A 26,336-nucleotide genomic window follows, 5' to 3' on the forward strand; every position below is an offset into this window, starting at 1 on the left:
TTGGGGATTCGGGATTGGCAAAAGCGGGATTCGGAACTCGTGATTGGGATCGGGGAACCGGACTTTCAGGCAGCGGGCTAACCGCTTCTACGAATCCCGAATCCCGAATCCCAAATCCCGGCGGCTCATCAGAGCCGCACCAGCCGCTCGATCGCCGCATCCAGCGTCGCCTCGTTCTTGGCGAAGCACAGCCGCGCCAGGCGCTGGCCGGGCGGCGGGGTCTGGTAGAACGGCGACAGCGGGATCGCGGCCACGCCCTTCTCGATCGTCAGCCACTTCACGAACTCGGTGTCGGGCAGGTCGCTGACCGCCGAGTAGTCGACCAGCTGGAAATAGCCGCCGGGCACCGGCAGCGGCTTGAGCCGGGTGGTCAGCAGCTGTTCGCGGAAGCGGTCGCGCTTGGCCTGGTAGAACGCGCCGAGCTGTTCGTCGTGCTCGGGTTCGTCGCGGATCATCGCGGCGAAGGCGTACTGCGCCGGGCCGAAGCTGGTGAAGGTGTTGTACTGGTGGACCTTGCGGAACTCGGCGCTGAGCGCCGGCGGCGCGATCGCGTAGCCGATCTTCCAGCCGGTGCAGTGGTAGGTCTTGCCGAAGCTGGAGACGACGAAGGCGCGTTCGCGCAGTTCCGGCCAGCGCAGCACCGATTCGTGGCGGCGGCCGTCGAACACGATGTGCTCGTAGACTTCGTCGGAGACCAGGAAGATGTCGGTGCCGCGCAGCAGCTCGGCCACCGCCCGCAGGTCGTCGGCGCCGAGCATCGCGCCGGACGGGTTGTGCGGGCTGTTGAGCATCAGCAGGCGCGTGCGCGGGGTGATCGCCGCGCGCACCCGCTCCCAGTCCACCGCGAAGGTCTGCGGGTCCAGCGGCACGTGCACCGCGCGCGCGCCGGCCAGGTCGATCGCCGGCTCGTAGCTGTCGTAGGCCGGATCCAGCACGATCACCTCCTCGCCCGGCCGCACCACCGCGTGGATGGCGTTGAACAGCGCCTCGGTGGCGCCGCTGGTGACGGTGACCTCGGTGTCGGGGTCGACCTGCGCGCCGTAGCAGCGCAGCGCCTTGCCGGCGATCGCCTGGCGCAGCGCCGGCACCCCGGTCATCGGCGGATACTGGTTGTGGCCCTCGCGCATCGCCTGGGCCAGCGTGTCGATCAGCCGCGCCGGCGCGGCGAAGTCGGGAAAGCCCTGGCCCAGGTTGACCGCGCCGTGTTCGGCGGCCAGTTGCGACATCACGGTGAAGATGGTGGTGCCCACCTTGGGCAGCTTGGTCTGCGGGTGCATGCGTCGGCTACGGCAACGGGAAAGCGCCGAGTGTACGCAAAGCCGCCTGCCGGCGATGCGGCGTCGGCGCGCAAAACAGCGTTCTCCGCGCGGCGCGCCCGCGCGCGGCCATTGCGCAGGACCGCACCGCAGGCATCGCAGCGGCGCCCGCGCCGGGCCGCCGCATGCCGATACAATGCGCGGCTCCCGCACCCACCGCCTGCCGCCGCGCCCGCCCGCTGCGGCCTTTCGCCGATGACCGATCCGCTGCATTCCCCGCCGCCGCTGCTGGCCGCGCACGGGCTCACCTTCGCCCGCGACGACGCCGCCGTGTTCGGTCCGCTGGACTTCCGCCTGGACGCGGGCGAAGCGTTGCTGGTGCAGGGCGACAACGGCGCCGGCAAGACCACCCTGCTGCGGGTGCTGGTCGGGCTGCTGCGCGCCGAGGCCGGGCGCATCGAGATCGACGGCCGGCCGCTGCGGCGCGGCGACCGCGCGCGCTACATGGCCTACCTGGGCCACCTGGGCGCGCTGAAGGCGGACCTGAGCACGCTGGAGAACCTGCACTACCTGTGCGGCCTGCAGGGCCGCCGCGCCAAGCAGATGCCGGGCAGCGCACTGGCCATCGTCGGCCTGGCCGGCTACGAGGACACCCTGGTGCGGCAGCTGTCGGCCGGGCAGAAGAAGCGCCTGGCGCTGGCCCGGGTGTGGCTGTCGCCGGCGCCGCTGTGGCTGCTCGACGAGCCCTACGCCAACCTCGACCTGGACGGCATCACCCTGGTCAACCGGATGATCGCCGCGCATCTGCGCAGCGGCGGCGCGGCGCTGGTCACCACCCATGGCGCCTACGCCGCGCCGCCGGTGCGCACGCGCACGCTGCGCCTGAGCGGGGTGGCCGCATGAGCCTGGCCGCGCCGGTACCCTCGTTGTGGCAGGCCACCCGCGCGCTGCTGCTGCGCGACCTGCGCCTGCTGTGGCGGCGCCGCGGCGACGCGCTGCAGCCGGCGCTGTTCGCGCTGCTGATCGTGGCCCTGTTCGCGCTGGCGCTGGGCAACCAGCCGCGCCTGCTCGGCGAGGTCGCCGGCGCCGCGCTGTGGCTGGCGGCGCTGCTGGCCGGGTTGCTGGCGCTGGACAGCCTGTTCCGCAGCGACGCCGAGGACGGGTCGCTGGAGCAGTGGCTGCTGGCGCCGGTGCCGCTGGCCTGGCTGGTGCTGGTGCGGGTGCTGCTGCACTGGCTGACCACCGCGCTGCCGCTGCTGGTGGCGACCCCGCTGCTGGGCGAATTGCTGCACCTGCCGCATGACCGCATGCCGGTGCTGCTGGCATCGTTGGCGCTGGGCACGCCGCTGCTGAGCCTGATCGGCGCGGTGGTGGCGGCGTTGACGGTGAGCATGAAGCGCGCCGGGATCCTGGTCGCGCTGCTGGCGCTGCCGCTGTACGTGCCGGTGCTGGTGTTCGGCGCCGGCAGCGTGGCGGCCGCCGCGCAGGGCCTGGACCCCGGCGGCGGCCTGCTGCTGCTGGCGGCCGGGCTGGTGCTGGGACTGGTGCTGGCGCCGCTGGCGGCGGCGGCGGCGATCCGCATCTCGCTGAGCTGAGCGCGTCAGGCGCGGCGCGGGCCTTACCATCGCGCCGGCCGTACCATCGCGTTGTCCTGCGTTATCGTCGCACCGTTGCCGCCGCACCGTCGCAAGCCCTCCGCCCGCTAGAATCGACCGCATGTCCTCCGTCGTCCGCTGGTTCCACCAACTCGGCTCGCCCCCCGCCTTCGACCGCTTCGCCGCGCGCTGGACGCCGTGGTGCTACCTGGCCGCGCTGTTGCTGGGCGGGCTCGGCATCTGGCAGGCGCTGTTCGTGGTGCCGGCCGACCGCCTGCAGAGCGACGCCTTCCGGATCCTCTACATCCACGTGCCCAGCGCCTGGATGAGCCTGTTCGTGTTCGGGCTGATGGCGCTGTACGCGGCGATCGCGGCGGTGTGGCGGATCAAGCTGTGCGAAGTGCTGGCGATGGCCTGCGCGCCGATCGGCGCGGCCTTCACCGTGATCACCCTGCTGACCGGCAGCATCTGGGGCAAGCCGATGTGGGGCGCCTGGTGGGACTGGGACCCGCGCCTGACCACCGAGCTGATCCTGCTGTTCCTGTACATCGGGGTGATGGGCCTGTACCTGGCGATCGAGGACCGCCGCAATGCCGCGCGCGCGGCCGGGCTGCTGGCCATTGTCGGCGTGGTGCTGCTGCCGGTGATCCGCTATTCGGTGGTGTGGTGGAACTCGCTGCACCAGGGCCAGACCATCCGCCTGTTCGGCCAGTCGAGCATGGACCCGAGCATGCTGCCGCCGCTGTGGCTGATGGTGGCAGCGACCAAGTTCTGGTTCGCCGGCTCGCTGCTGGCGCGCGCGCGCGCCGACAACCTGCGCCGCGAGGCCGGCAAGGACTGGGTCACGAAACTGGCGGAGGCGCGCGCATGAACTACCTGCCCTACGTGGTCGGCGCCTACGCGGTGTTCGCCGGGGTGCTGCTGGCCGACTTCGTGCTGGCGCGGCTGCAGCTGCGCGGCGCCCTGCGCGCGGCGCGGCTGCGCGTGCAGCGCCGGCAGCAGCCCAAGGCCGACCCGGCCACGCTGGACCTGAGCCGATGAACCCGCAACGCAAGCGCCGCCTGCTGCTGCTGATGGTGCTGGTGCTGGCCGCCGGCCTGACCACCACGCTGGTGGCGATGGCTTTGCAGCGCAACACCGCCTACCTGTACACCCCGGCCGAGGTGCTGGCCGGCAAGACCGGCGAGCATGCGCGCTTCCGCCTCGGCGGCATGGTCGAGAAGGGCTCGTTCCAGCGCCCGCCCGGCTCGCTGCTGGCGCGGTTCCGGGTCACCGACGGCGATGCGCAGCTGACCGTCAGCTACGACCGGATCCTGCCCGACCTGTTCCGCGAGGGCCAGGCGGTGGTGGCCACCGGGCGCATGCGCGACGGCGTGTTCGTGGCCGAGGACGTGCTGGCCAAGCACGACGAGACCTACATGCCCAAGGAACTGGAAGACAAGATGGGCAACGCGCATCGCAAGCACGATGTGGCGGAGGCGGCGCGGTGATTGGAGCTTTTCGCGGGACGCGGGACGCGGGACGCGGGACTCGTAACAGCAAGACCGCGCACGGCGTGAGCGTTCGCATTTCCGGGCCCCGCGTCCCGCGTCCCGCGTCCCGGCGCACGCCCCATGCTTCCTGAGCTCGGCCAGATCCTGCTCATCCTGGCGCTGCTCGCCGCGCTGTTGCAGGCGGTGGTGCCGCTGGCCGGCGCGCAGCGCGGCGACGCGCGCTGGATGGCGGTGGCGCGGCCGGCCGCGTTCGCGCAACTGGCGCTGGTCGCCGGCGCCTTCGCGCTGCTGACCCATGCGTTCCTGGTGCAGGATTTCTCGGTGGCCTACGTGGCCGAGAACTCCAACTCGCTGCTGCCGCTGATGTACCGCTATTCGGCGGTGTGGGGCGCACACGAGGGGTCGCTGCTGCTGTGGACGCTGATCCTGGCGCTGTGGACCGGCGCGGTGGCGCTGTTCTCGCGCAGCCTGCCGACGCCGGTGATGGCGCGGGTGATCGGCACGCTGGCGCTGGTCAGCCTGGGTTTCCTGGCGTTCCTGCTGTTCACCTCCAACCCGTTCGCGCGGCTGCTGCCGGCGCCGCTGGAAGGCCGCGACCTCAATCCGCTGCTGCAGGACCCGGGGCTGGTGATCCACCCGCCGCTGCTGTACGCCGGCTACGTCGGCTTCGCGGTGCCGTTCGCGTTCGCCATCGCCGCGCTGCTCGACGGCCAGGTCGATGCGCGCTGGCTGCGCTGGACGCGGCCATGGACCAACGTGGCCTGGGGCTTTCTGACCATCGGCATCGCGCTGGGCAGCTGGTGGGCGTACTACGAACTGGGCTGGGGCGGCTGGTGGTTCTGGGACCCGGTGGAGAACGCCAGCTTCATGCCGTGGCTGGCCGGCGCGGCGCTGCTGCATTCGCAGGCGGTGACCGAAAAGCGCGGCAGCTTCACCGCGTGGACGCTGCTGCTGGCGATCGCCGCGTTCTCGCTGTCGCTGCTGGGCACGTTCCTGGTGCGCTCGGGCGTGCTGACCAGCGTGCATTCGTTCGCCGCCGATCCCGGCCGCGGACTGTTCATCCTGGTGTTCCTGAGCCTGGTCTGCGGCGGCGCGCTGCTGCTGTACGCGCTGCGCGGCGGGCGCATCGGCGCCGTCGCCGGCGACGAGCGCCAGCGCTTCGCCGCGTCCTCGCGCGAGACCCTGCTGCTGGCCAACAACCTGCTGCTGACCTGCGCCTGCGCGATGGTGCTGCTGGGCACGCTGTATCCGCTGCTGGCCGACGCGCTGGGGCTGGGCAAGCTGTCGGTCGGCCCGCCCTACTTCGGCACCCTGTTCGTGGTGCTGATGGCGCCGCTGGTGGCGCTGCTGCCGTTCGGGCCGCTGACCCGCTGGCAGCGCGAACAGCCGTCGCGGCCGTTGGCGCTGCTGGCGCCGTGGGCCGGGCTGGCGTTGCTGGCCGGCGTGCTCGGCTTCTTCCTGGCGCCGCAGGGGCCGTGGAAGACCGCCGCCGGCGTGGCCGGCGCCGCCTGGGTGCTGCTCGGCACCGCGCGCTTCGTCTGGAGCCGCTTCCAGCTCAAGGGCAGCCGCTTCACCGCCGAGATGCTGGGCATGACCCTGGCCCACGCCGGCATCGCGGTGTTCCTGGCCGGCGCATTGCTGGTCGAGGCGCTGGACCAGCAGCGCGAAGTGGCGCTGGCGCCGGGGCAGAGCCTGCAGATGGGCCGCTACCGCTTCGAGTTCCAGAGCCTGGAGCAGACCCGCGGCCCCAACTACGTGTCCGAGCGTGCGCACCTGCAGGTGCTGCGCGACGACCGCCCGCTGGCGCTGCTGCATCCGGAAAAGCGCGCCTACGCCAGCGGCGGCCAGAGCCTGACCGAAGCCGGCATCCACCCCGGCCTGTTCGGCGACGTCTATGTCGCCCTGGGCGAACCGCTGGGCGGCAACGCCTGGGCGATGCGCCTGCATGTCAAACCGTTCGTGCGCTGGATCTGGCTGGGCGCAGCGCTGATGGCGCTGGGCGGCTTCGTCACCGCCAGCGACCGGCGTTTCCGTCGTTCCCCGGAGAAATCCTGATGTCCGCCCCTGCTCCCCGTCGCCGCCTGCCGCTTGCCGCCATCGTGCTCGGCGCGTTGTTCTTCCTCGGCCTGCTGGCGCTGATGTTCTACGCGGTGCAGCGTTCCGGCGTGGCCGATCGCGATGCGCTGCCGTCGGCGCTGATCGGCAAGCCGGCGCCGGCGTTCGAGCTGCCGGTGCTGCACGATGCGTCGATCCGCGTGCGCAGCGCCGAACTGCGCGGCGCGCCGTACGTGCTCAACGTGTGGGGCAGCTGGTGCCCGGCCTGCCGCGAGGAACATCCGGTGCTGACCCGCTTCGCGCTGACCAAGCGCGTGCGGGTGATCGGCTACGACTGGAAGGACACCCGCGAGGATGCGCTGCATTGGCTGGAGCAGCTGGGCAATCCGTTCTTCGTGGTGCTGTTCGATCCGGACGGGCGCACCGCGATCGACTGGGGCGTGGCCGCCGCGCCGGAGACCTTCCTGGTCGATGCGCACGGCGTGGTGCGCTGGAAGCATTCGGGCCCGCTGACCGACCAGATCGTCCACGACGAACTGCTGCCGGCGCTGCTCAGGGCCGAGCGCGATGCGCCGACCTCCACGCAGGGCCGGGCCGCGCCGTGAGCTGGCGCCGGCTCGCGCTGCTGGTGTTGCTGGCATGCGCCGCGAACGTAGGCGCGCAGCCGGCCTCCGATCCGACGCCGCTGGCGTATCGCTCGGCGGCCGAGGAAGCGCGCTTCCATGCGCTGACCGCCGAACTGCGCTGCGTGCAGTGCCAGAACCAGTCGCTGGCCGATTCGCACGCGCAGATCGCGCTGGACCTGCGCCGCGAAGTGCTGCAGCTGATGCAGCAGGGCCAATCGGACGCGCAGATCAAGCGCTTCCTGGTCGACCGCTACGGCGAGTTCGTGCTGTACCGACCGCAGGTGGAATCGCGCACCTGGCTGCTGTGGTTCGGGCCGCTGGCGCTGCTCGGCGGCGGCGCGCTGCTGCTGGCGTGGGTGGTCCGCCGTCGCGCGCCGGCCGGCGCCGCGCCGCTCGCGCAGGACGAACAGGAATGGTGAGGCGATGCTGAGCTGGGGCATGCATGGCGCCGCGGCGGTGCTGGCCGCGCTGGTGTTCGGTGCGGTGCTGTGGCCGTTGCGGCGCGGCCGCGGCGGCACCGCGCTGCTGGTCGTCGCGGTGCTGGCGCTGGGCGTGGCGTCGGCGGCGCTGTACGCGCTGGTCGGCACCCCGCGCGCGCTGCAGGCGCAGAACCGCGAGGCGCCGCGCAGCCTGGAAGACGGCATTGCGCAACTGCAGGCGGCCCTGGCCAAGGATCCCGGTCGCGCCGACGGCTGGGCGCTGCTGGGGCGCTCGCAGATGTCGCTGGGCCGCCCCGCCGAGGCGGCCGCCGCGTTCGCGCGCGCGGTGCAGCTGGCGCCGGACGAAGCGCAATGGCTGGTGCCGGCGGCCGAAGCGCGCGCGCTGGCCGATCCGCAGCGCCGGTTCGACGAGCAGGGCATCGCCTGGCTGCGTCACGCCTTGCAGGTGGCGCCGGACAGCGAGCGCGCCGCCTGGTTCCTGGGCATCGCGCAGCGCCAGCGCGGCCAGAACGCCGAGGCCGCGGCGACCTGGGAAGCGCTGCTGCCGCGCGTGGATGCAGCCACCGCCGCCGCGCTGCGCCCGCAGATCGACGCGGCACGCAGCGAAGCCGGTCTGCCGGCGCTGCCTGCTGCGGCGCCAGGCGCGGCGGCTGCGGCCGCGGCCGCGGCCAGCGCGACAGGCGCGCCGGATGCCGGCGCATCGCCTGCGCCTGCCGCGGCCGGCGCGCTGACCGTCGCGGTGTCGCTGGATCCGGAGTTCGCCGCGCGCGTACGCCTGCGCGGCGACGCCAGCGTGTTCGTGATCGCGCGCGTGCCCGGTGGGCCGCCGATGCCGGTCGCGGTGCAGAAGCACCCGCTGCAGGCGCTGCCGCTGCGCGTGACCCTCAGCGACGCCGACAGTCCGATGCCGACGCAGAGGCTGTCGCAGCTCAGGCAGGTGCAGGTCCTGGCGCGGCTCTCGGCCAGCGGCAACGCGATGCGCCAGGAAGGCGACCTGGAATCGGCGCCGGTGACGGTGACGCTGCCGGCCGCGGCGCCGGTGGAGTTGGTGATCGGCAAGCCATAACGCAGCGCGTACGGATGTCCCCCTGTAGGAGCGGCTTCAGCCGCGACAGCAGTTTTCCGCAGCCGATATCCGTCCGGCGCCGATGTCGCGGCTGCAGCCGCTCCTACAGGCAGCATCGCCTTCGTGCATCGCCTCAGCATCGCCCTTCGCCACACCGTACGCACGCGCGTCCGCCGTGGCGCGGCTAGAATCGGCGCATGACCGAATTCATTCCCCCCGGCAGCCGCTTCCTCGCCCTGCCCTCGCCGTTCCCGATGAAGCGCGGCGGCCAGCTGCGCGATGCGCGCGTCGCCTACGAGACCTGGGGCACGCTGGCGCCGGACCGCGACAACGCGATCCTGATCGTCACCGGGCTGTCGCCGGACGCGCATGCCGCCGCGCATCCCGGCGATCCCAGCCCCGGCTGGTGGGAGGCGATGCTCGGCGCCGGCAAGCCGATCGACACGCAGCGCTGGTTCGTGATCTGCGTGAACTCGCTGGGCAGCTGCAAGGGTTCGACCGGCCCGGCCTCGCCCGATCCGGACGACGCGCGACCGTATCGGCTGCGCTTTCCGGAGCTGTCGATCGAGGACGTCGCCGATGCCGCCGCGCACGTGGTGCGCGCGCTGGGCATCGAGCGGCTGGCATGCCTGATCGGCAACTCGATGGGCGGCATGACCGCGCTGGCGCTGCTGCGCCGGCACCCGGGGCTGGCGCGCAGCCACATCAACATCTCCGGCAGCGCGCAGGCGCTGCCGTTCTCGATCGCGATCCGCTCGCTGCAGCGCGAGGCGATCCGCCTGGACCCGAACTGGAACGGCGGCGACTACGACGAGGCCACTTACCCGGAGTCCGGCATGCGCATGGCGCGCAAGCTGGGCGTGATCACCTACCGCTCGGCGCTGGAATGGGACGGCCGCTTCGGCCGCGTGCGGCTGGATTCGGACCAGGCCGACGACGATCCGTTCGGGCTGGAATTCCAGGTCGAAAGCTACCTGGAAGGCCATGCGCGGCGCTTCGTGCGCCGCTTCGATCCGAACTGCTACCTGTACCTGAGCCGTTCGATGGACTGGTTCGACCTGGCCGAATACGCCGGCGGCGACGCGCTGGCCGGGCTGGCGACGATCCGCGTCGAGCGCGCGCTGGCGATCGGCGCCAACACCGACATCCTGTTCCCGGTGCAGCAACAGCAGCAGATCGCCGACGGCCTGCGCGCCGGTGGCGCCGACGCGCAGTTCCTGGGTCTGGATTCGCCGCAGGGACACGATGCGTTCCTGGTCGATTTCGCGCGCTTCGGGCCGGCGGTGAGAGGCTTCCTGGACGCGCTGTAGGCGGTCGCGGCCGCCGCTCGGGTCGCGATGCGGCATTGGGCGCGGTGGGTGGTCTTATCGTTGCGTGCGTCGCGACTGAAGTCGCTCCCACAAGGGGGCTTGGAACCGCGGGAGCCTGTGTTTCATGTAGAAGAGGCTTGAGCGCTGACATGGATTCGCGAGCGGATGGCACGTGGCTGCGTTCGTCGCGGCTGAAGCCGCTCCTACAGAGGGGCTTGGAATTGCGGGAGTCCGGGTTTCACGTTGAAGAAGCTTCAGCGCTGACATGGGTCGCGAGCGGATGGCGCGTGACTGCGTTCGTCGCGGCTGAAGCCGCTCCTACAGAGGGGCTTGGAATTGCGGGAGTCCGGGTTTCACGTTGAAGAAGCTTCAGCGCTGACATGGATTCGCGAGCGGATGGCGCGTGACTGCGTTCGTCGCGGCTGAAGCCGCTCCTGCAAAGGAAGCTTGGAACTGCGGGAGTCTGTGTTTCCTGTTGAAGAGCTTCAGCCCTGACATGGGTCGCGAACGGATGGCGCGTGGCTGCGTTCGTCGCGACTGAAGTCGCTCCTACAGAGGCGGCCCTGTTGGTCCGAGAGCAGGAGGTATCGGACCGCGAGAGCGGCATGGCGCGCTTCGGATAGCGCAGACCTGCTGCCCTTGTGGGAGGGACTTCAGTCCCGACTGCATCGTCTTCGACGAGTCACGAGCAAGCGGATCCGTTCCAGCATCGCAGGCACTGGCCGCTACAAACACCGGTAGTTATCTGGCTGAAAGGCGTCGACCGACTCCCACGCCCATTGCCGTTGAGGATCGAAGCCTCCCGGACCGCTCGGTCGCGGACGATCGCCAAGCCCTTGCTTGGTGCGGAGAGTCCCTGCAGAAGCCTGCGCCTCGCCGAAGGCGCCATGGTGCAACCGCCCCGCTCACCCCGCTTGCAGCCGCCCCTGCTGCAGGCGGTAGCGCGTATGCACCACGCCTTCGGGCAAGGCGTCGTGGCTGATCAGCAGCAGGCTGCGCTGGCCCAGCGCCTGGGTCAGGTCGCGCAGCAGGGCCTGGGCGGTGTCCACGTCCAGGCCTTCGGTGGGTTCGTCCAGCACCAGCAGCGGCGCGTTGCGCAGCAGCGCGCGGGCCAGGGCCAGGCGCCGCGCCTGGCCGGCGGACATGGTCGCGCCGTTCTCGCCCAGCCATGCATCCAGACCGCCGACCTCGTGCAGCCAGGCGTCCAGGCGCACGTCGGCGAGCGCGCGTTGCAGGGTGGCGTCGTCGGCGTCGGGCGCGCCCAGCCGCAGGTTGTCGCGCACGCTGCCGGCGAACACCGGAGCGCCCTGCGGCAGCCAGGCGATGCGCTGGTGCCATTGCGCCTGGGCCAGGTCGCGCAGGTCCGCGCCGGCGAAGCGGATGCTGCCGTGCTGCGGATCCCACAGCCGCAGCAGCAGCGCCGACAAGGTGGTCTTGCCGCTGCCGCTGTCGCCGCTGATGGCGATGCGTTCGCCCGGCGCGATGCGCAGATCGATGCCGTCGAGCACGCGCCGGGTCTCGCCGGGCCAGGCGAAGACCACGCCGTCGAAGCGCACCTCGCCACCAGTGGGCACCGGCTGCGGCTGCGCGACGTCGGCCACCGGCGCGCTCTGCCCGGCGATCGCCTGCAGCCGCTGCGCGGCCACGCGCCCGGATTGCAGCGCCTGCCAGGCCAGGCCGGCGCCGGCCCAGACCTCGAGCAGGGCCACGGTCAGGAACACCAGCCCGGCCGCCTGCGCGGCGCCGATCTGGTCGGCGCGCGCCGCGCCCAGCGCCAGCCACAGCATCGCCAGCAAACCGAGCGCGGCGCACAGCGCATGCAGCGCATTGCCGCCGATCAGGCGCTGCCGCTGCTGGCGGTCCTGCGCGCGCAGGTCCTGCGCGCTGGCCTCCACGCGCGCGATCCAGTCGGCCTGCGCGTCCAGCGCGGCCAGGTCGGCGGCGCCTTCCAGGCCTTCGTAGGCCAACGTGCGCAAGGTCTCGCGCCGCTGCGCGCGGCGCTGCTCGCGCACGCGCCCGCCGCGCGCGACCACCCATGGCACGCCCGCGCCGATGACCAGCGCCAGCGCCGCCAGCGCCACGGCCGCCGGCCAGTAGATCGCCGCGGCGGCGGCCACGCCGGTCACGCCGATGCCGAGCAGCGCCGCCAGCGGCCCCAAGGCGCGCACCACCAGCCCGTCGACCTCGCCGATGTCGGACATCAGCCGCGCCAGCAGTTCGCCGGTGCGGCTGGCGCCGAGCCGGGCCGGCGCCAGCGGCAGCGCGCGGCGGAAGAACCACACGCGCAGGTCGCGGGCGATGCGCAAGGTGGCGTCGTGGCCGACCAGCTTCTCGCCGTAGCGCGAGGCGATGCGGGCGAAGGTCAGCGCGCGGATGCCGGCCGAGGGCGAGAAGAAGTTGAAGCCGCTGCCCATGCCGGCCACGCCGGCCAGTGCCGCGGCGGTCAGGAAGCCGCCGGACAGACCGAGCAGGCCGACCCCGGCCAGCATCGTGCACAGCAGCAGCAACGCGGTCAGCAGCAAGCGGCCGTAGTGGCGGCCGAACACGCTGCGCAGGTCGTCGCGCGCAGGGCCGCTCACCGCGCGGCTCCGATCGCGTCGCCGGCCGCGGCGCGCGCCGGCAACCGCAGCACGCTGTCGGCCCAGCGCATCGCCGCCGCGCTGTGGGTGGCGACGATCACGCTGCGGCCCTGGCTGAAGGCGGCCAGCGTGCGCAGCAGGTCGGCCTCGGTGTCCGGGTCGAGGAAGGCGGTAGGTTCGTCGAGCAGCAGCAGCTCCGGATCGCGCAGCAGCAGCCGCGCCAGGCCGATGCGCCGCGCCTCGCCGCCGGACAGGCCGAAGCCGCGTTCGCCGATCACCGTGTCCAGGCCCAGCGGCAGGCGCGCGGCGAAGCGCATGACCTGCGCCGCCTCGGCCGCGGCCTGCAGGTGCGCGGCGCTGGCCTGCGGGTCGGCCAGGCGCAGGTTGTCGGCGATGCTGCCGTGGAACAGGTACGGGCGCTGCCCGGCATAGCCGACGCGCAGTCCCGGACGCAGCTGCAGGCGGCCGGCGCGCGGCGGCAGCCAGCCGGCCAGCGCTTCGAGCAAGGTGCTCTTGCCGCTGCCGCTGGGCCCGACCAGGGCCAGGCGCTGGCCGGGTTGCAGGCTGAAGGACAGCTCGACCAGCGCGTCGCAACGCGCGCCCTGCGGCCGCAAGGTCAGGCCTTCGGCATGCAGCAGCGGCTGTGCGGGAGCTGACGGCGTCGCCAGGACCGTGGACGTCGCGGGTAATGAAGACCCTTCAGGCACTGCGAGCGTTGCAGGCACCGCAGGTGTTGCAGGTGTTTCCGATGCTGCGGTCGCGGCGGGCACGAGCGGCGACGGAGGCGCGGCAGACCCACCAGGCGCTTCCGGCAGGGCCGGAGCAGGTTGCGCAGGCGCAGGCGAAGGCGGCGACGCGGCGGCAGCGGGCGAGGCCATGGACGGCACCGGCACGCCCGCCGCATCGGGCAGTTCGCCGAGCAGGCGCTCCACCTCGGCCGCCGCCGCCAGTGCGTTGGCGCGGTCGTGGTAGTGCGCGGCCAGGCGCCGCAGCGGCGCGTAGAACTCCGGCGCCAGCAACAGGCAGAACACGCCCACCCCCAGCGTCGGCACCGCCGCATGCAGCGCGATCATGCCCAGGTAGCTCAGGCCCAGGTACATCGCCACCATCGCCACGCTGACCGAGGCGAAGAACTCGAGCACGGTCGAGGACAGGAACGCGATGCGCAACACCTTCAACGTGCGTTCGCGCACGCCCTCGGCGGCGGCGGCGATGCCGTGCAGTTCGTCCTCGCCGCGGCCGTACAGGCGCAGCAGGCCCAGGCCCTTGAGCCGGTCGGCGAAATGCCCGCCCATCCGCGCCAGCGCGCGCAGCTGGCGGCGCCCGGCGGCCTCGGCGCCCCAGCCCACCAGCATCATGAAGATCGGCACCAGCGGCGCGGTGCACAGCAGCAGCAGGCCCACCACCCAGTCGCTCCAGCCGACCGCGAACAGGATCAGCAGCGGCACCACGCCCACTTCCAGCCGCGCCGGCTGGTAGCCGGCGTAGTAGCCGTCCAGTGCGTCGCCGTGCGCCAGCAGCAGTTCGCCCAGTTCGCCGTTGCGCTGTCCGCGCAGCCACAGCGGGCCGCGCTGCAGCAGGCGCCGGTACACGCGCCGGCGCAGTTCGAACTTGGCCGCGTCGGCGACGTCGCCGGCCGCGCGCTGCGCGCAGGCGCCGAGCAGCGCGCGCAGCGCCAGCACCAGCGCCAGCAGCGCGAACGCTGGCAGCGACGACGCCAGCTCGCGGCGCTCCACCAGCAACGCCTGCAACAGCCAGGCGATGGCGCCGGCCTGCACGATCAGCAGCGCGCCGGACAGGCCGATCGCCAGGCCCGCCACCCGCTGGCGCCCGCGCGCCGCCGTCGCCAGGCCTGCCAGCCAGCGCACGCGCAGCTGCCGCAGCTGCGGCGACTCGGCGGGCGATGCGGTGGACGGCGCGGCGGGATCGGTCAAAACGGGCTCGGCAGGGCGAACGGGCCGCCATTGTAAGGCGGCACCTGGGTCGCAACCCCGCCGCGTGCCGCCAGCTTGCCCGCGGCGGCCGGCGCGGACATTGATCTGGATCAAGGCCGAAGCCGCGGCGGAAGCGGAACATCGCCCTCAACCTACCGCCACCCGGCCACCCAGATGCACATTCTCCACGAGGTAGCACAGCCATGATCGACACCACTGTCGTAGAGCTGTCGCGGCTGCAGTTCGCCATGACCGCCATGTACCACTTCCTGTTCGTCCCGCTCACCCTCGGCCTGTCCTTCATGATCGCGATCATGGAGAGCGTGTACGTCATGACCCGCAAGGAGGTGTGGCGGCGCATGACCCTGTTCTGGGGCGTGCTGTTTGGCATCAACTTCGCCATGGGCGTGGCCACCGGCATCGTGATGGAGTTCCAGTTCGGCATGAACTGGTCCTACTACAGCCACTACGTCGGCGACATCTTCGGCGCGCCGCTGGCGATCGAGGGGCTGATGGCGTTCTTCCTGGAAGCCAGCTTCATCGGCCTGTTCTTCTTCGGCTGGAACAAGCTCTCGCCGGTCAAGCACCTGATGGTGACCTGGCTGGTGGCGCTGGGCACCAACCTGTCGGCGGTGTGGATCCTGATCGCCAACGGCTGGATGCAGAACCCGACCGGCGCGGTGTTCAACCCGGACACGATGCGCATGGAAGTGGTCGACTTCGCGGCGGTGCTGTTCAACCCGGTGGCGCAGGCCAAGTTCGTGCACACGGTCAGTGCCGGCTACGTGACCGGCGCGGTGTTCGTGATGTCGATCAGCGCGCTGTACCTGCTGCGCGGCAAGCACCGCGACATGGCGCGGCGCTCGTTCGCGGTGGCCGCCGCGTTCGGCTTGGCGTCCTCGCTGTCGGTGGTGGTGCTCGGCGACGAGAGCGGCTACGCCGCCAACGAACACCAGAAGATGAAGCTGGCTGCGATCGAGGCGATGTGGGAGACCGAGCAGGCCCCGGCCGACTTCACCGCCTTCGGCATCCCCAACCAGGCCACCGGCAAGAACGACTACGCGATCAAGGTGCCGTACCTGATGGGCCTGGTCGCCACGCGTTCGCTGGACACGCCGATCCCCGGCATCCTGGAACTGGTCGGGCGCGCCGAGCACCGCATCCGCGGCGGGCAGATCGCCTACGGTGCGCTGGAACGGCTCAAGGCCGACCGCAACGACGCGCAGGCGCGCGAGGTGTTCGACCGCCACTGGCAGGACCTGGGCCACGGCCTGCTGCTCAAGCGCTACCGCGACGACATCCTCAACGCCACGCCGGAGGAGATCTCCAAGGCCGCGCTGGACACCGTGCCGCGCGTGCTGCCGCTGTTCTGGACGTTCCGGGTCATGGCCGGCCTGGGCTTCTACCTGATCGCGTTCTTCATCGCCGCAATGTGGTTCTCGTGCAAGCACAACTTCGAGCAAAAGCGCTGGTTCCTGAAGCTGGCGCTGTGGACCCTGCCGGCGCCGTGGATCGCGATCGAGTGCGGCTGGTTCGTCGCCGAGTACGGCCGCCAGCCGTGGGCGGTGGAAGGCGTGCTGCCGACGTTCTACGCCGCCTCCGGCCTGGCCCTGCACGACATCCTGATCACCCTGGCCGGCTTCGTGGCGATCTACACCGTGCTGCTGGTCATCGAGATCAAGTTGATGCTCAAGGCGATCGGCAAGGGCCCGGACAACCTGCCCGCGCTGCTGCAGCCGACCCCGCGCCCCGCCGCGCCCCTTGCCGCCACCGCGGCCGCCGGCCAACTCTGATCCCGGCAGGAGAATGACGATGGACTTCATTGCATTGGACTACACCACGCTGCGCGTGATCTGGTGGCTGCTGCTGGGCATCCTGCTGGTCGGTTTCGCGGTGATGGACGGTTTCGACCTGGGCGTCGGCGCGCTGCTGCCGTTCGTGGCGAAGAACGACGCCGAGCGGCGGCTGGTGGTCAACACCATCGGCCCGGTCTGGGAAGGCAACCAGGTCTGGCTGGTGCTCGGCGGCGGCGCGATCTTCGCCGCCTGGCCGCCGCTGTACGCGGTCAGCTTCTCCGGCTTCTACCTGGCCATGTTCGTGATCCTGTTCGCGCTGATCCTGCGCCCGGTCGGGTTCAAGTTCCGCGGCAAGCTGCCCAGCCAGCGCTGGCGCAACGGCTGGGACTGGGCGCTGTTCGTCGGCGGCTTCATCCCGGCGCTGATCATGGGCGTGGCGGTGGGCAACGTGCTGCTCGGCGTGCCGTTCCACTTCGACGACACGCTGCGGGTGTTCTACACCGGCTCGTTCTTCGGCCTGCTGATGCCGTTCGCGCTGCTCGCCGGCCTGCTCAGCGTGAGCATGCTGGTGGCGCACGGCGCGGCGATGCTGGTGCTGAAGACCGACGGCCCGGTGGCCGAACGCGCGGCCCGCTACGGCAGCGCGGCGGCGCTGGTGGCCTGCGCGCTGTTCGCCGCGGGCGGGGCCTGGGTCGCCATGGGCCTGCCCGGCTATGCGGTGACCTCGCAGGCGGTCACCGACGGCGCCACCAACCCGCTGCTGAAGACCGCGGTGCTGGGCGAGGTCGGCGGCTGGATGCACAACTACCAGGCGATGCCGCTGACCGCGCTGGCGCCGGTCGCCGGCCTGCTCGGCCTGCTGCTGAGCGCGCTGCTGCTGCACCGGCGCCGCGGCGGCCTGGCGTTCATCGCCTCGGGTACGGCGATCGCCGGCATCATCCTCACCGTCGGCTTCGCGATCTTCCCGTTCCTGCTGCCCTCCTCCAGCCAGCCCGGCTCCAGCCTGACCGTGTGGGACGCCTCCAGCAGCCGCCTGACCCTGTGGATCATGCTGCTGGCCACGGTGCTGTTCCTGCCGATCGTCATCGGCTACACCACCTGGGTGTACCGGGTGCTGAAGGGCAAGGTCAGCGCCGCCTCGCTGGACGACAACCCCAACGCGTACTGAGCGCGTCCACCCCATCGCATAGGAGATCGCATCATGTGGTATTTCGCCTGGATTCTCGGGGTCGGCCTGGCCTCCACCGCCGCCATCCTCAACGGCATGTGGTTCGAGGCGCGCGAGGGCGCGGCCACGGACGCTGCGGACGCCGCCGACTGAAATTTTTTCGCAAAGGATCTTGCCGAATGCGGGTGACCCCCGTATCATGTGCGGCTCCTTCGGGGTGTAGCTCAGTCTGGTAGAGCGCTACGTTCGGGACGTAGAGGTCGCAGGTTCGAATCCTGTCTCCCCGACCAGTTTCACGGTCACAAGAAGCCTGGAAAACCAACGTTTTCCGGGTTTTTTTGTGTCTGCGGCATGGCGTCGGCCCGCCTCGCACGATGCAGGCCGGGCGCATGCCTCGCGGCCACTGCTGTCTATCGGGCGGGACGCCGCACCCTACTGCAGCCAAGTGCGGCCGGCGCCACACGCGCGGGTTTGCGCGATGGCGCCATCCGCCCGCTCCGGCACAACGCGCGCAGCACCCGGCCGGCTTTCGGCCTACCGGCGGCGGACGCCAACCTGTACCCGATGCAGGTCGCCGGCCGCGGCGCATGCAGGTCGCCCCCGCCAGTCCCTGGTGAACGCGACCCGGACGCCGCGCAGGCCCAATGTCCCGGGCCAGCCCAGTCGGGTCGTCCACACATTCCAGCCGGGTATAGGAATAGGAAAACGCGAGCTCACATAAAAGACGACCAGCGTCTGCGCGCGATAGCGCATCAGGTCGCCCGCATGGAGCGAGCCCGGCCGGCGCGTCAACGCCGGCAACGCCTGCGGCAGCGCGGCGTGCTTCTCGTTGCCGTTGCGCTCGCCCATTTCCAGCGCCAGCGGCGACTGCGTGGCGAACGCGCGGGCCGCTACGGCGTCGCTAGCGATGGACGGCGCCATTGCCGACGACGGGCCGCTGCGTGCCGGGCCGAGCGCCGCCATCGTCCAGTGGCAGGTCATCGCCACGGCGGAGACTTGCGGCGGTCACCCGGCGGGCGCCCCGCGCGCGCGCGATGCCAGCCAGGCAAGCGCGGCCGCGAGCAGCAGCAACGCGGCGCTCGCCACGAAGGTCGCCGCGTAGCCCTCGCGATCGAACAGCATGCCGCCGACGGTCGAGCCCAGCGCGATGGCCAGTTGGATCACCGCCACCATCAGTCCGCCGCCGGCCTCTGCGTTCTTCGGCATGGCGCACGCGATCCAGCTCCACCAACCCACCGGCGCGGCGGTGGCGAGCAATCCCCACAGTGCCAACAACGCGGCCACGGCGGCGACGCGCGTGCCGAATGGAATCAGGATCAAGGCGATCGCCGCCATCAGCACCGGAATCGCGATCAGGGTGCGATACAGGCCGCGCCTCAGCGCGACGCCGACGAGCATGGTGCCGACCAGACCGGCGACGCCGATACCCAGCAGGATCAGCGACAACGCGGACACGTTCGCCAGCGTCACGGTCTCCAGGAACGGGCGTACGTAGGTGAACAACGCGAACTGTCCCATGAAGAACGCACCGCAGGCGGCCATGCCCAAGGCGACCGCCCGGTCCCTGAACAATCCGAACGCGTTGCCCGCGCCAGCCGCGCACGACCCGCCCATGCTCGGCAGGCTCGCCCATTGCCAGGCGAATGCGAGCGCCGCCACCGGCACCAGGCACAGGAATGCGCCGCGCCAGCCGATCACCGCTCCCAGATAGCTGCCGAGCGGCGCCGCGATCACCGTGGCCAAGGCGTTGCCGCCGTTGAAGATGGCCAGGGCGCGGGGCACCTGGCCGGGCGGCACCAGGCGCATCGCGGTTGCGGCCGACATCGACCAGAAGCCGCCGATCACCACGCCGATGAGCGCGCGGCCGGCCATGTAGGCCGTATGGTTCGGGGCCAACGCGACCACCGCGCCGGAGACCGCCATCAGCCCGGTCAACGCCAGCAACAGGCGCTTGCGGTCCATGGCGCCGGCCAACGCAGGAATGGCCAGGCTGGTGAGCACCGCGAACGCGCCGGAGATGGCGATGCCGTAGCCGGCCAGGCCTTGGCTGACACGCAGGTCCGCGGCGATCGGCGTCAGCAGGCTGACCGGCATGAACTCGGACGCGATCAGTGCGAACACGCACAGCGTCATCGCACACACGCCGCCCCAGTGGGCGGGCTGTGGCGCGGCGTCGCTTGGCATGTCCGCCGTGCGCGCCTGGATCGGTGCGCTCATGCCACCACCTCACTGCGTACCGGAAACGCAGAACGACGCGCCGTGTTCGCCATGCGCGGCACTACCGGACGCCCAGGTTCTGCTTGAAGAAGGACGTCAGCTTGTCGAACGGGATCAGGTCGGTGCGGTCGTACAGGTCGACGTGGCCCGCGCCCTTCACCCAGTACAGTTCCTTCGGCTGCCCCGCAAGGCGGAACGCCTCCTCGCTGAACTCCTTCGAGTGCGCCTGGTCGCCGGCGATGAACAGCATCGGCCGCGGCGCGATGGTCTCGATGTCGTTGAACGGATAGAAGTTAATGAACCTGCCGAGGCTGCTGAGCATGGGCTTGGTGGTGTTTTCCGCCGACTCGCCTTTCGGCGTGTAGGCGCCACGCGGCGTGCGATAGAAATCGTAGAACTCGCGCTGGATCGCCGGCGTGTCCTGCGCCAGTTCGTTGACCGTCCCGGGGATGTACCTGGTTTGGCCACCCGTGGATTCCACGACGCGCTGGTCGATGGCCGACCTGATGATCTCCCGGCGCTGCTCGAGGCTAGTGGCATTGCCGAGTCCATTGCGCGCGGCCGCCCCCATGTCGTACATGCTGACAGTCGCGATCGCCTTCATGCGCGGATCGATCTTGGCCGCGCTGATGACGAAGCTGCCGCTGCCGCAGATGCCGAGCACGCCGATCCGCTGCGGGTCCACGATGGCCTGCATGGCGAGGAAGTCCACCGCCGCGCTGAAGTCGTCGGAGTAGATGTCCGGCGCGATCAGATGCCTTGGCTCGCCCTCGCTCTCTCCCCAGTACGACAGGTCGATCGACAGGGTCACGAACCCCTGCTCAGCCAGCTTCGTCGCGTAGAGATTCGCGCTCTGCTCCTTCACCGCGCCCATCGGATGGCCCACCACGATGGCGGCGTTGCGGGCGCCGCGATCCAGGCCTTTCGGCACGAACAGGTTGCCCGCCACAAGCATCCGGTACTGGTTCTTGAAGGCGACCTTGCGCACGGTCACCTTGTCGCTGTTGTAGAAGTTGTTCGCGCCTCGGGACATGTCTGCGCCCGTTGCGGCAAGGGGACTGATCAACAGCGCGAGCAGCGCCAAAAACTTTTGCATGGGGTTCTCCACTGCGGGAAGGAAAGCGGCATTCGCCCTTCCGGGCGATCAGGCGGCGAGCGAGGCGTTGTCGATGACAAAGCGGTACTTCACGTCGCCCTGTAGCATCCGCTCGTAGGCGGCGTTGATCTGGTCGGCGCGGATCAGCTCGATCTCGGCGACGATGCCGTGCTCGGCGCAGAAATCCAGCATCTGCTGGGTCTCGGCAATTCCGCCGATCATCGAGCCGGCCAAGGTGCGGCGCTTGGTGATCAGGCCGAACACCGCCGGCGACGGATGCGGGCTGGCCGGCGCACCGACCAGTACCATCGCGCCATCGCGCTTGAGCAGGATCAGGAACGCATCCAGGTCGTGCGGCGCGGCCACCGTGTTGACGATCAGGTCGAATCGCTTGGCGTGTGCCGCCATCTCCTGCGCATTGCGCGAGACCACGACCTCGTCGGCACCCAATGCGAACGCGGCGTCGCGCTTGGCATCGGAGGTGGTGAAGGCGACGACATGCGCCCCCATCGCACGGGCCAGCTTCACGCCGACGTGGCCGAGGCCGCCGATGCCGACCACGCCCACTTTCTTGCCGGGGCCGGCGCCCCAGTGGCGCAGCGGCGAATAGGTGGTGATGCCAGCGCACAGCAGCGGCGCCACCGCGGCCAGTTGCTCTGCCGGGTGACGGATGCGCAGCACGTAGCGCTCGTGGACCACGATCTGCTGCGAATAACCACCCAGGGTGTGGCCAGGCGCATCGGCGCATGGGAAGTTGTAGGTTCCGATCATGCCGTCGCAGTAGTTCTCCAGCCCGCTGTCGCACTCCTCACAGTGCCTGCAGCTGTCGACGATGCAGCCGACGCCGACCAGGTCGCCTGGCCGGAAGCCGGCGACATGCACGCCGACCGCCGCGACCCGGCCCACGATCTCGTGGCCCGGCACGCACGGGAACACGGTGCCGGCCCATTCGCCGCGCGCCTGGTGCAGGTCGGAATGGCAGATGCCGCAGAAGGCGATGTCGATGCGCACGTCGTGCGGGCCGGGAGTGCGGCGCGCGATCTGCAATGGCTCCAGTGGCTTGTCGCCGGCATAGGTGCCGTAGGCGTTGACGGACATGGCTGGAATCCTGGGGATGGGAGGTGGCCATTCTCGGCAAGGCGCATATGCCTGATAAGATGATGAATCCTTGCATACCCTATTAGCCTGACTAATCAATCAAGCTGTCAGACTCCGCACATGGCACGACGCAACCTCAACGACCTGCTGGCCTTCGTCACCGTCGCCCGGGAAGGAAGCTTCACCCGAGCCGGTGCGGTGCTCGGGGTCACCCAGTCGGCGCTCAGCCAGGCGATCAAGGCGTTGGAAACGCGGCTGGAGATCCGCCTGCTGACGCGCACCACGCGCAGCGTGTCGCCCACCGCGGCGGGCCAGCGCCTGCTGCAGGCCATCGGCAACCGCTTCGACGAGATCGAGTCGGAACTGGACGCGCTGACCGCGCTGCGCGACAAGCCCGCCGGCGTCGTGCGCATCACCAGCGGCGACCACATCCTGCACACCACCCTGCTGCCCAAGCTGACGCCGCTGCTGCACCGCTACCCGGACGTGCAGATCGAATTCGATGTCAGCTACGGGTTCCGCGACATCGTCGCCGACCGTTTCGATGCCGGCGTGCGCTTGGGCGAAAGCCTGGACAAGGACATGATCGCGATGCCGATCGGCCCGCCGCTGCGCATGGCCGCGGCCGCGGCGCCGGCCTACTTCCAGCAGCGCCCGGTGCCGAAGGTACCGGGCGACCTGACCCAACACCGCTGCATCAACATCCGCTTCCCCACCCATGGCGGCGTCTACGTGTGGGAGTTCGAGCGGCGCAACCGGCAGGTGAACGTGCGGGTCGAAGGCCAGGTGATCTTCAGCACCTCGCCGCCGATCGTGCGCGCCGCGCTGGACGGACTCGGCATCGCATTCCTGCCCGAGCAGGAATTCGCGCCCCATCTCGAGGACGGGCGCCTGCTGCGGGTGCTGGAGGACTGGTGCCCGCCGTTCTCCGGCTACCACCTCTACTATCCCAGCCGCCGCCAGCACTCGCCGGCGTTCTCGCTGGTCCTGGACGCGCTGCGTCTTTGAGCGCGCGACGCCGCCGCGCCACGACGAGCGGCCTGCGCATGTCGCCTGCCCCCGCGCGGTACGCGCCGCATCTGGCGGCGCGCCCGCACGGCCGCCCTGCAGCAGTGCTCAGCGCACCGGCAGGCTGATGTAGCTCGCCTGCTGCGGCGTGTGCCAGATGCGCTGCGTCGCCTTCTGGTAGTCGCCGGGCTTGGCGAAGTAGATGTTGGGCACGTAGGTCTGCGGGTTGCGGTCGTACAGCGGGAACAGGCTGGACTGCACCTGCACCATCACCCGGTGGCCGCGCTGGAAGGTGTGGTTGGCGGTGGGCAGGCCGAAGCGGTACGCCAGCGGCTGGTTCGGCGCGATCGGCTTGGGCGTTTCGAAACTCTCGCGGTAGCGGCCGCGGAAGATCGCCAGCGACACCGCCAGTTCGTAGCCGCCCATCTTCGGGTCCGACGCCACTTCGTCCGGGTACACGTCGATCAGCTTCACCACCCAGTCGCTGTCGCTGCCGCTGGTGGAAGCCTGCAGGTTCACCTCGGGCACGCCGGCGATGCTGAGCGGAGCGTCCAGCGGCTCGCTGACGAAGGTCAGCACGTCCGGGCGGCCGTCGACGAAGCGCTGGTCGCGCACCAGCCAGGTGGTCCACATGTCGCGGTCGCCGAAGTCGACCGGGCGCGGCACGAACGGCACCGGCTTGGCCGGGTCGGACACGTACTCCTCGTACTCGCCCTGCCCGGCCGCCGGCGCCTCGAACGAGAGCGTGCCGCCGGCACCCAGGTACAGCGGCTTGCTGCGCGCCGCGCAGCCCTGCGCGCAGCTGCGCGGCCAGGTCTGCAGGCGGTCCCAGCGGTTCTCGCCGGTGTCGTAGATGAACACCGGCGGCGTGTCGGCCTTGGGCGCGCCGTCGACCAGGTACTGGTCGAAGAACGGCTTGAGCACGTCGCGGCGGAACTGCAGCGCGGTGTCGCCGTCGAACTTCAGCGCGCCCAGCGACGAACCGTCGTAGTTGACCTGGCTGTGCCGCCACGGCCCCATCACCAGGTAGTTCCTGTCGTTGCCGGCATCGCGCGGCTCCATCGCCTGGTAGCTGTGGATCGCGCCCCACATGTCCTCCTGGTCCCACAGCCCCTGCAGCCACATCGTCGGCACCTTCAGCGCGGTGCGCCCCATCACCTTGTCCAGCGCCTGGTTCTGCCAGAACGCGTCGTAGGCCGGGTGCTCGGTGAGCTTGCGCCACCACGGCAACTGGTCCACGCCGGCGGCCTTGGCGTAGTCGCCGGCCGAGCCGGCGCGCAGGAAGTTGCTGTGGTCGTCGTGGCCCTGGCGCGGAATGCCGCTGCCCTTGCCGCGCTGGGTGAGCTGGCCGGTGAAGTAGTCGAAGTTGACCTGGCGGAACGCGCCGTAGTTGAGCCAGTCGTCGCCCATCCAGCCGTCGATCATCGGACTCTCCGGCGCGGCCACCTTCAGTGCCGGATGCGGATCGGTCAGCGCCATCACCACGGTGAAGCCCTCGTAGGACGAGCCGATCATGCCGACCTTGCCGTTGGACTCGCGCACGTTCTTGACCAGCCAGTCGATGGTGTCCCAGGCGTCGGTGGCGTGGTCGACCTTGCTGCCGTTGAGCGGGCCGCGCAGCGGCCGGGTCATCACGTAGTCGCCCTGCGAGCCGTACTTGCCGCGGATGTCCTGGAACACGCGGATGTAGCCGCCGTCGACGAACACTTCGTCGCCCTGCGGCAGCAGGTCGCGCATGTGCGGCGAGGCCAGCCGGCTGGCCCGGCCGCTGGCGTCGTACGGGGTGCGCGTCAGCAGCATCGGCGCGTGCTGCGCGCCCTTGGGCAGCACGATCACCGTGTGCAGCTTGACCCCGTCGCGCATCGGGATCATCACCTCGCGCTTGACGTAGTCGTTGGCCGCGGTCGGCGCGACGAAGGGTTTGCCGGTGATGTCGGGCGTCATCGGCGCGGTCTGCGCCTGGGCGGCGGTGGCCAGGGCGGCGGCGATCACGGTGACGAGCAAGCGGGCGGCGATGGGTCGCATGGGACCTCCGGACAGTGAGAGGGCGACTGTAGGCGCAACTGCCGTCCGTGCGGAAGTGTCGTGCGCCGCATGCGGCCGCCGCGCGTCCTCGCGGTCGCGAAGCAGCCCCGTCCAGACAGGATCGGCAGCGCGCACGGCCGCGCCAGCGCAGCAGGCCAAACTGCGGACATGCCCATCGGCTCGATCACGCCGAGATCCGCGCGCAACCGCTTCCCTGACGCGCACGGCACCCGACGCGCTGGCGCGGCCACGCAGCCGGCTGCGGAAACGGCGGGCCGGGCGCGGCGCCCGCCCGCACCGGAGCGATGGAGGATAATGGGCGTTTTCCGATAGGGCCCGCCTGGCAGCCGCATGCCAGCGCAGGCGCGCGTTGCCGCCATGGTCGATGTCCCCACGCTGCTCGGCTACACCACCGTGGTGCTGCTGTGCCTGTCGCTGCTGGTGCTGGTCGCGCGCCCGCAGGCGGGCAAGCGCCTGTGGCTGGCGATGCCGTTCTTCGCCGGCGCCTGCGGCTGCGCCTTCCTGATCCAGCCGCAGGCGTTTCCCGGCAGGCTGGGCCTGCAACTGGGCGCGTTCTGCATCGCCCTCGCCTATGCGTTCGGCTGGCAGGCGATCCGCGCGTTCTACGACCGACCGCCGAAATGGGGCTGGCTGCTGCTGCCGGCGCTGCTGTGGCTGGGCCTGGCGATCGCGGTGTTCGGCCGCTACGGCTGGACCACGGCGAACGCGAGCCTGCGCATCGGGCTGGCCTGCCTGTACAGCGCGTTGCCGGCGATGGAGCTGTGGCGCCGGCGCAAGCGCGGCATTCCCTCCGCCGGCCTGCTGTCCATCGTGTTCTGGGTGGCCGCGGCGCTGTCGGGACTGGCCGCGGTGTTCGCGCACTGGCTGCCGCAGCCGCTGGGCGCCGCGCCCACCCAGACTTGGGCGGTGGTCTTCTACAACGTGCGGATCCTGCTGCACGTGCTGCTGGCCAGCGCGCTGCTGGTGGCCATGCACAAGGAGCGCGACGCGCTGCGCTACTACGACGACTCGGTACGCGATCCGATGACCGGCCTGTACAACCGCCGCTTCTTCCAGCAGCGCGCCGAGCAATGGCACGATCGCGGCGCGCGCCACCGCTCGGTGCTGTTCTTCGACATCGACCACTTCAAGCGCATCAACGATCGCCACGGCCACCGGCTCGGCGATGCGGTCATCGTGCTGGCCGCGCAGGTGGCATGGCGCAGCCTGCGCAAGGGCGACTGGATCTTCCGCTTCGGCGGCGAAGAGTTCGTCTGCGTGCTGCCGGACACAGACCTGGCGCAGGCCAGCGCGATGGCCGAGCGGCTGCGCCTGGCGTTCATGGCCGAGGCCAGGGACGTGGAAGGACGCCGCATCGACGCCACCATCAGCATCGGCGTGGCGACCTCCGTCGGCGGCGTGCCACCGGTCGAGGCGCTGGTCGCGGAAGCCGACCGCATGCTGTATCGGGCCAAGGCGGCCGGGCGCAACCGCGCGGTGTCCGGGCTCGGCGGCGATCCGCTGCTGAGCGGATCCTAGGGCGCGCCGCCTGCCGCTCGCCGCGCCCGCAACGC

At 70.9% G+C, this 26,336-nt stretch carries 23 protein-coding genes and 1 tRNA gene; 16 read left to right on the top strand and 8 right to left on the bottom strand.

The window, feature by feature from the left end:
• Positions 1–128 precede the first annotated feature (128 nt).
• The gene (locus OCJ37_RS12285) at positions 129–1,277 is read right to left on the bottom strand and encodes a pyridoxal phosphate-dependent aminotransferase (protein ID WP_263109731.1); all 1,149 of its coding nucleotides are present in this window, start codon (positions 1,275–1,277) and stop codon (positions 129–131) included.
• Positions 1,278–1,511: 234 nt separating this feature from the next.
• Here OCJ37_RS12285 and ccmA point away from each other — a divergent pair, with 234 nt between their 5' ends.
• The 10 genes from ccmA to OCJ37_RS12335 all read left to right on the top strand — a co-directional run bounded on the left by ccmA (position 1,512) and on the right by OCJ37_RS12335 (position 9,841).
• The gene (gene ccmA / locus OCJ37_RS12290) at positions 1,512–2,159 is read left to right on the top strand and encodes a heme ABC exporter ATP-binding protein CcmA (RefSeq protein ID WP_263109732.1); all 648 of its coding nucleotides are present in this window, start codon (positions 1,512–1,514) and stop codon (positions 2,157–2,159) included.
• Complete coding sequence (gene ccmB, locus OCJ37_RS12295) at positions 2,156–2,851, top strand: heme exporter protein CcmB (protein ID WP_263109733.1); 696 nt, start codon at positions 2,156–2,158, stop codon at positions 2,849–2,851. Before ccmA ends, ccmB begins: the two co-directional genes overlap by 4 nt.
• 121 nt (positions 2,852–2,972) lie before the next feature.
• Positions 2,973–3,722, top strand: a complete 750-nt coding sequence (gene ccmC, locus OCJ37_RS12300; protein WP_263109734.1) for a heme ABC transporter permease CcmC — start codon at positions 2,973–2,975, stop codon at positions 3,720–3,722.
• Positions 3,719–3,892: a heme exporter protein CcmD gene (locus OCJ37_RS12305; protein ID WP_263109736.1), complete on the top strand. Its 174-nt coding sequence runs from the start codon at positions 3,719–3,721 to the stop codon at positions 3,890–3,892. The genes ccmC and OCJ37_RS12305 overlap by 4 nt, the downstream gene beginning before the upstream one ends.
• A complete protein-coding gene (ccmE, locus tag OCJ37_RS12310) occupies positions 3,889–4,341 on the top strand; it encodes a cytochrome c maturation protein CcmE (RefSeq protein WP_263109737.1) in 453 nt (150 codons plus the stop codon). The genes OCJ37_RS12305 and ccmE overlap by 4 nt, the downstream gene beginning before the upstream one ends.
• Before the next feature lie 123 nt (positions 4,342–4,464).
• Positions 4,465–6,399, top strand: coding sequence for a heme lyase CcmF/NrfE family subunit (locus OCJ37_RS12315; protein WP_263109739.1), 1,935 nt, complete (start codon positions 4,465–4,467; stop codon positions 6,397–6,399).
• Positions 6,396–7,004, top strand: coding sequence for a DsbE family thiol:disulfide interchange protein (locus OCJ37_RS12320; RefSeq protein WP_263113675.1), 609 nt, complete (start codon positions 6,396–6,398; stop codon positions 7,002–7,004). The genes OCJ37_RS12315 and OCJ37_RS12320 overlap by 4 nt, the downstream gene beginning before the upstream one ends.
• 17 nt (positions 7,005–7,021) lie before the next feature.
• Positions 7,022–7,444 (top strand): cytochrome c-type biogenesis protein, encoded by a 423-nt coding sequence (locus tag OCJ37_RS12325; protein WP_263113676.1) that lies wholly within the window; start codon positions 7,022–7,024, stop codon positions 7,442–7,444.
• A 4-nt stretch (positions 7,445–7,448) separates the two neighbouring features.
• A complete protein-coding gene (locus OCJ37_RS12330) occupies positions 7,449–8,531 on the top strand; it encodes a tetratricopeptide repeat protein (RefSeq protein WP_263109740.1) in 1,083 nt (360 codons plus the stop codon).
• 197 nt (positions 8,532–8,728) lie between these two features.
• Positions 8,729–9,841, top strand: a complete 1,113-nt coding sequence (locus OCJ37_RS12335) for a homoserine O-acetyltransferase MetX (protein ID WP_263109741.1) — start codon at positions 8,729–8,731, stop codon at positions 9,839–9,841.
• A 905-nt stretch (positions 9,842–10,746) separates the two neighbouring features.
• Here the strand turns inward: OCJ37_RS12335 and cydC are convergent.
• Positions 10,747–12,420 carry a thiol reductant ABC exporter subunit CydC gene (cydC, locus tag OCJ37_RS12340; RefSeq protein ID WP_263109742.1) on the bottom strand — a complete coding sequence of 558 codons (1,674 nt, stop codon included), beginning with the start codon at positions 12,418–12,420 and terminating at the stop codon, positions 10,747–10,749.
• Positions 12,417–14,354, bottom strand: a complete 1,938-nt coding sequence (locus OCJ37_RS12345; RefSeq protein ID WP_263109743.1) for an ABC transporter ATP-binding protein/permease — start codon at positions 14,352–14,354, stop codon at positions 12,417–12,419. Before OCJ37_RS12345 ends, cydC begins: the two co-directional genes overlap by 4 nt.
• Before the next feature lie 203 nt (positions 14,355–14,557).
• Here OCJ37_RS12345 and OCJ37_RS12350 point away from each other — a divergent pair, with 203 nt between their 5' ends.
• The 4 genes from OCJ37_RS12350 to OCJ37_RS12365 all read left to right on the top strand — a co-directional run bounded on the left by OCJ37_RS12350 (position 14,558) and on the right by OCJ37_RS12365 (position 17,608).
• A complete protein-coding gene (locus OCJ37_RS12350) occupies positions 14,558–16,147 on the top strand; it encodes a cytochrome ubiquinol oxidase subunit I (RefSeq protein ID WP_263109744.1) in 1,590 nt (529 codons plus the stop codon).
• A 19-nt stretch (positions 16,148–16,166) separates the two neighbouring features.
• The gene (gene cydB, locus OCJ37_RS12355; RefSeq protein ID WP_263109745.1) at positions 16,167–17,318 is read left to right on the top strand and encodes a cytochrome d ubiquinol oxidase subunit II; all 1,152 of its coding nucleotides are present in this window, start codon (positions 16,167–16,169) and stop codon (positions 17,316–17,318) included.
• A 33-nt stretch (positions 17,319–17,351) separates the two neighbouring features.
• Positions 17,352–17,471 carry a cytochrome bd-I oxidase subunit CydX gene (cydX, locus tag OCJ37_RS12360; protein WP_263109746.1) on the top strand — a complete coding sequence of 40 codons (120 nt, stop codon included), beginning with the start codon at positions 17,352–17,354 and terminating at the stop codon, positions 17,469–17,471.
• A gap of 60 nt (positions 17,472–17,531) precedes the next feature.
• Positions 17,532–17,608, top strand: a tRNA-Pro gene (locus tag OCJ37_RS12365).
• A 244-nt stretch (positions 17,609–17,852) separates the two neighbouring features.
• On the opposite strand, the gene OCJ37_RS12370 is transcribed toward OCJ37_RS12365, so the two are convergent.
• The 4 genes from OCJ37_RS12370 to OCJ37_RS12385 form a co-directional block, all read right to left on the bottom strand.
• Complete coding sequence (locus tag OCJ37_RS12370; protein WP_263113677.1) at positions 17,853–18,299, bottom strand: cyclophilin-like fold protein; 447 nt, start codon at positions 18,297–18,299, stop codon at positions 17,853–17,855.
• A 24-nt stretch (positions 18,300–18,323) separates the two neighbouring features.
• Positions 18,324–19,535 carry an MFS transporter gene (locus OCJ37_RS12375; RefSeq protein ID WP_263109747.1) on the bottom strand — a complete coding sequence of 404 codons (1,212 nt, stop codon included), beginning with the start codon at positions 19,533–19,535 and terminating at the stop codon, positions 18,324–18,326.
• A 61-nt stretch (positions 19,536–19,596) separates the two neighbouring features.
• On the bottom strand, positions 19,597–20,631 hold the full coding sequence (locus OCJ37_RS12380) for an alpha/beta hydrolase (RefSeq protein WP_263109748.1): 1,035 nt from the start codon (positions 20,629–20,631) through the stop codon (positions 19,597–19,599).
• Positions 20,632–20,679: 48 nt separating this feature from the next.
• Positions 20,680–21,729 (bottom strand): NAD(P)-dependent alcohol dehydrogenase, encoded by a 1,050-nt coding sequence (locus OCJ37_RS12385; RefSeq protein ID WP_263109749.1) that lies wholly within the window; start codon positions 21,727–21,729, stop codon positions 20,680–20,682.
• A gap of 120 nt (positions 21,730–21,849) precedes the next feature.
• Here OCJ37_RS12385 and OCJ37_RS12390 point away from each other — a divergent pair, with 120 nt between their 5' ends.
• The gene (locus OCJ37_RS12390; protein ID WP_263109750.1) at positions 21,850–22,737 is read left to right on the top strand and encodes a LysR family transcriptional regulator; all 888 of its coding nucleotides are present in this window, start codon (positions 21,850–21,852) and stop codon (positions 22,735–22,737) included.
• A gap of 108 nt (positions 22,738–22,845) precedes the next feature.
• Here the strand turns inward: OCJ37_RS12390 and OCJ37_RS12395 are convergent, their stop codons facing one another.
• Complete coding sequence (locus tag OCJ37_RS12395; protein ID WP_263109751.1) at positions 22,846–24,762, bottom strand: CocE/NonD family hydrolase; 1,917 nt, start codon at positions 24,760–24,762, stop codon at positions 22,846–22,848.
• Between the two features lie 378 nt (positions 24,763–25,140).
• Here OCJ37_RS12395 and OCJ37_RS12400 point away from each other — a divergent pair, with 378 nt between their 5' ends.
• Entirely contained in the window at positions 25,141–26,301 is a 1,161-nt protein-coding gene (locus tag OCJ37_RS12400; RefSeq protein WP_263109752.1) for a GGDEF domain-containing protein, read from the top strand.
• Positions 26,302–26,336 lie beyond the last annotated feature (35 nt).

Origin of the sequence: Xanthomonas sp. AM6, assembly GCF_025665335.1 — a bacterium.
Taxonomy (GTDB): Bacteria; Pseudomonadota; Gammaproteobacteria; order Xanthomonadales; family Xanthomonadaceae; genus Xanthomonas_A.

Bases quoted from the DNA above. Each gene is read 5' to 3' on its own strand.
- OCJ37_RS12335 (WP_263109741.1), top strand. From the start codon at position 8,729: ATGACCGAATTCATTCCCCCCGGCAGCCGCTTCCTCGCCCTGCCCTCG.
- OCJ37_RS12370 (WP_263113677.1), bottom strand. From the start codon at position 18,299: ATGACCTGCCACTGGACGATGGCGGCGCTCGGCCCGGCACGCAGCGGC.
- OCJ37_RS12305 (WP_263109736.1), top strand. From the start codon at position 3,719: ATGAACTACCTGCCCTACGTGGTCGGCGCCTACGCGGTGTTCGCCGGG.
- OCJ37_RS12315 (WP_263109739.1), top strand. From the start codon at position 4,465: ATGCTTCCTGAGCTCGGCCAGATCCTGCTCATCCTGGCGCTGCTCGCC.
- ccmC (WP_263109734.1), top strand. From the start codon at position 2,973: ATGTCCTCCGTCGTCCGCTGGTTCCACCAACTCGGCTCGCCCCCCGCC.
- cydX (WP_263109746.1), top strand. From the start codon at position 17,352: ATGTGGTATTTCGCCTGGATTCTCGGGGTCGGCCTGGCCTCCACCGCC.
- OCJ37_RS12350 (WP_263109744.1), top strand. From the start codon at position 14,558: ATGATCGACACCACTGTCGTAGAGCTGTCGCGGCTGCAGTTCGCCATG.
- OCJ37_RS12285 (WP_263109731.1), bottom strand. From the start codon at position 1,277: ATGCACCCGCAGACCAAGCTGCCCAAGGTGGGCACCACCATCTTCACC.
- cydB (WP_263109745.1), top strand. From the start codon at position 16,167: ATGGACTTCATTGCATTGGACTACACCACGCTGCGCGTGATCTGGTGG.
- OCJ37_RS12400 (WP_263109752.1), top strand. From the start codon at position 25,141: ATGGTCGATGTCCCCACGCTGCTCGGCTACACCACCGTGGTGCTGCTG.
- OCJ37_RS12330 (WP_263109740.1), top strand. From the start codon at position 7,449: ATGCTGAGCTGGGGCATGCATGGCGCCGCGGCGGTGCTGGCCGCGCTG.
- OCJ37_RS12375 (WP_263109747.1), bottom strand. From the start codon at position 19,535: ATGAGCGCACCGATCCAGGCGCGCACGGCGGACATGCCAAGCGACGCC.
- OCJ37_RS12385 (WP_263109749.1), bottom strand. From the start codon at position 21,729: ATGTCCGTCAACGCCTACGGCACCTATGCCGGCGACAAGCCACTGGAG.
- ccmB (WP_263109733.1), top strand. From the start codon at position 2,156: ATGAGCCTGGCCGCGCCGGTACCCTCGTTGTGGCAGGCCACCCGCGCG.
- ccmA (WP_263109732.1), top strand. From the start codon at position 1,512: ATGACCGATCCGCTGCATTCCCCGCCGCCGCTGCTGGCCGCGCACGGG.
- OCJ37_RS12390 (WP_263109750.1), top strand. From the start codon at position 21,850: ATGGCACGACGCAACCTCAACGACCTGCTGGCCTTCGTCACCGTCGCC.
- OCJ37_RS12380 (WP_263109748.1), bottom strand. From the start codon at position 20,631: ATGCAAAAGTTTTTGGCGCTGCTCGCGCTGTTGATCAGTCCCCTTGCC.
- ccmE (WP_263109737.1), top strand. From the start codon at position 3,889: ATGAACCCGCAACGCAAGCGCCGCCTGCTGCTGCTGATGGTGCTGGTG.
- OCJ37_RS12395 (WP_263109751.1), bottom strand. From the start codon at position 24,762: ATGCGACCCATCGCCGCCCGCTTGCTCGTCACCGTGATCGCCGCCGCC.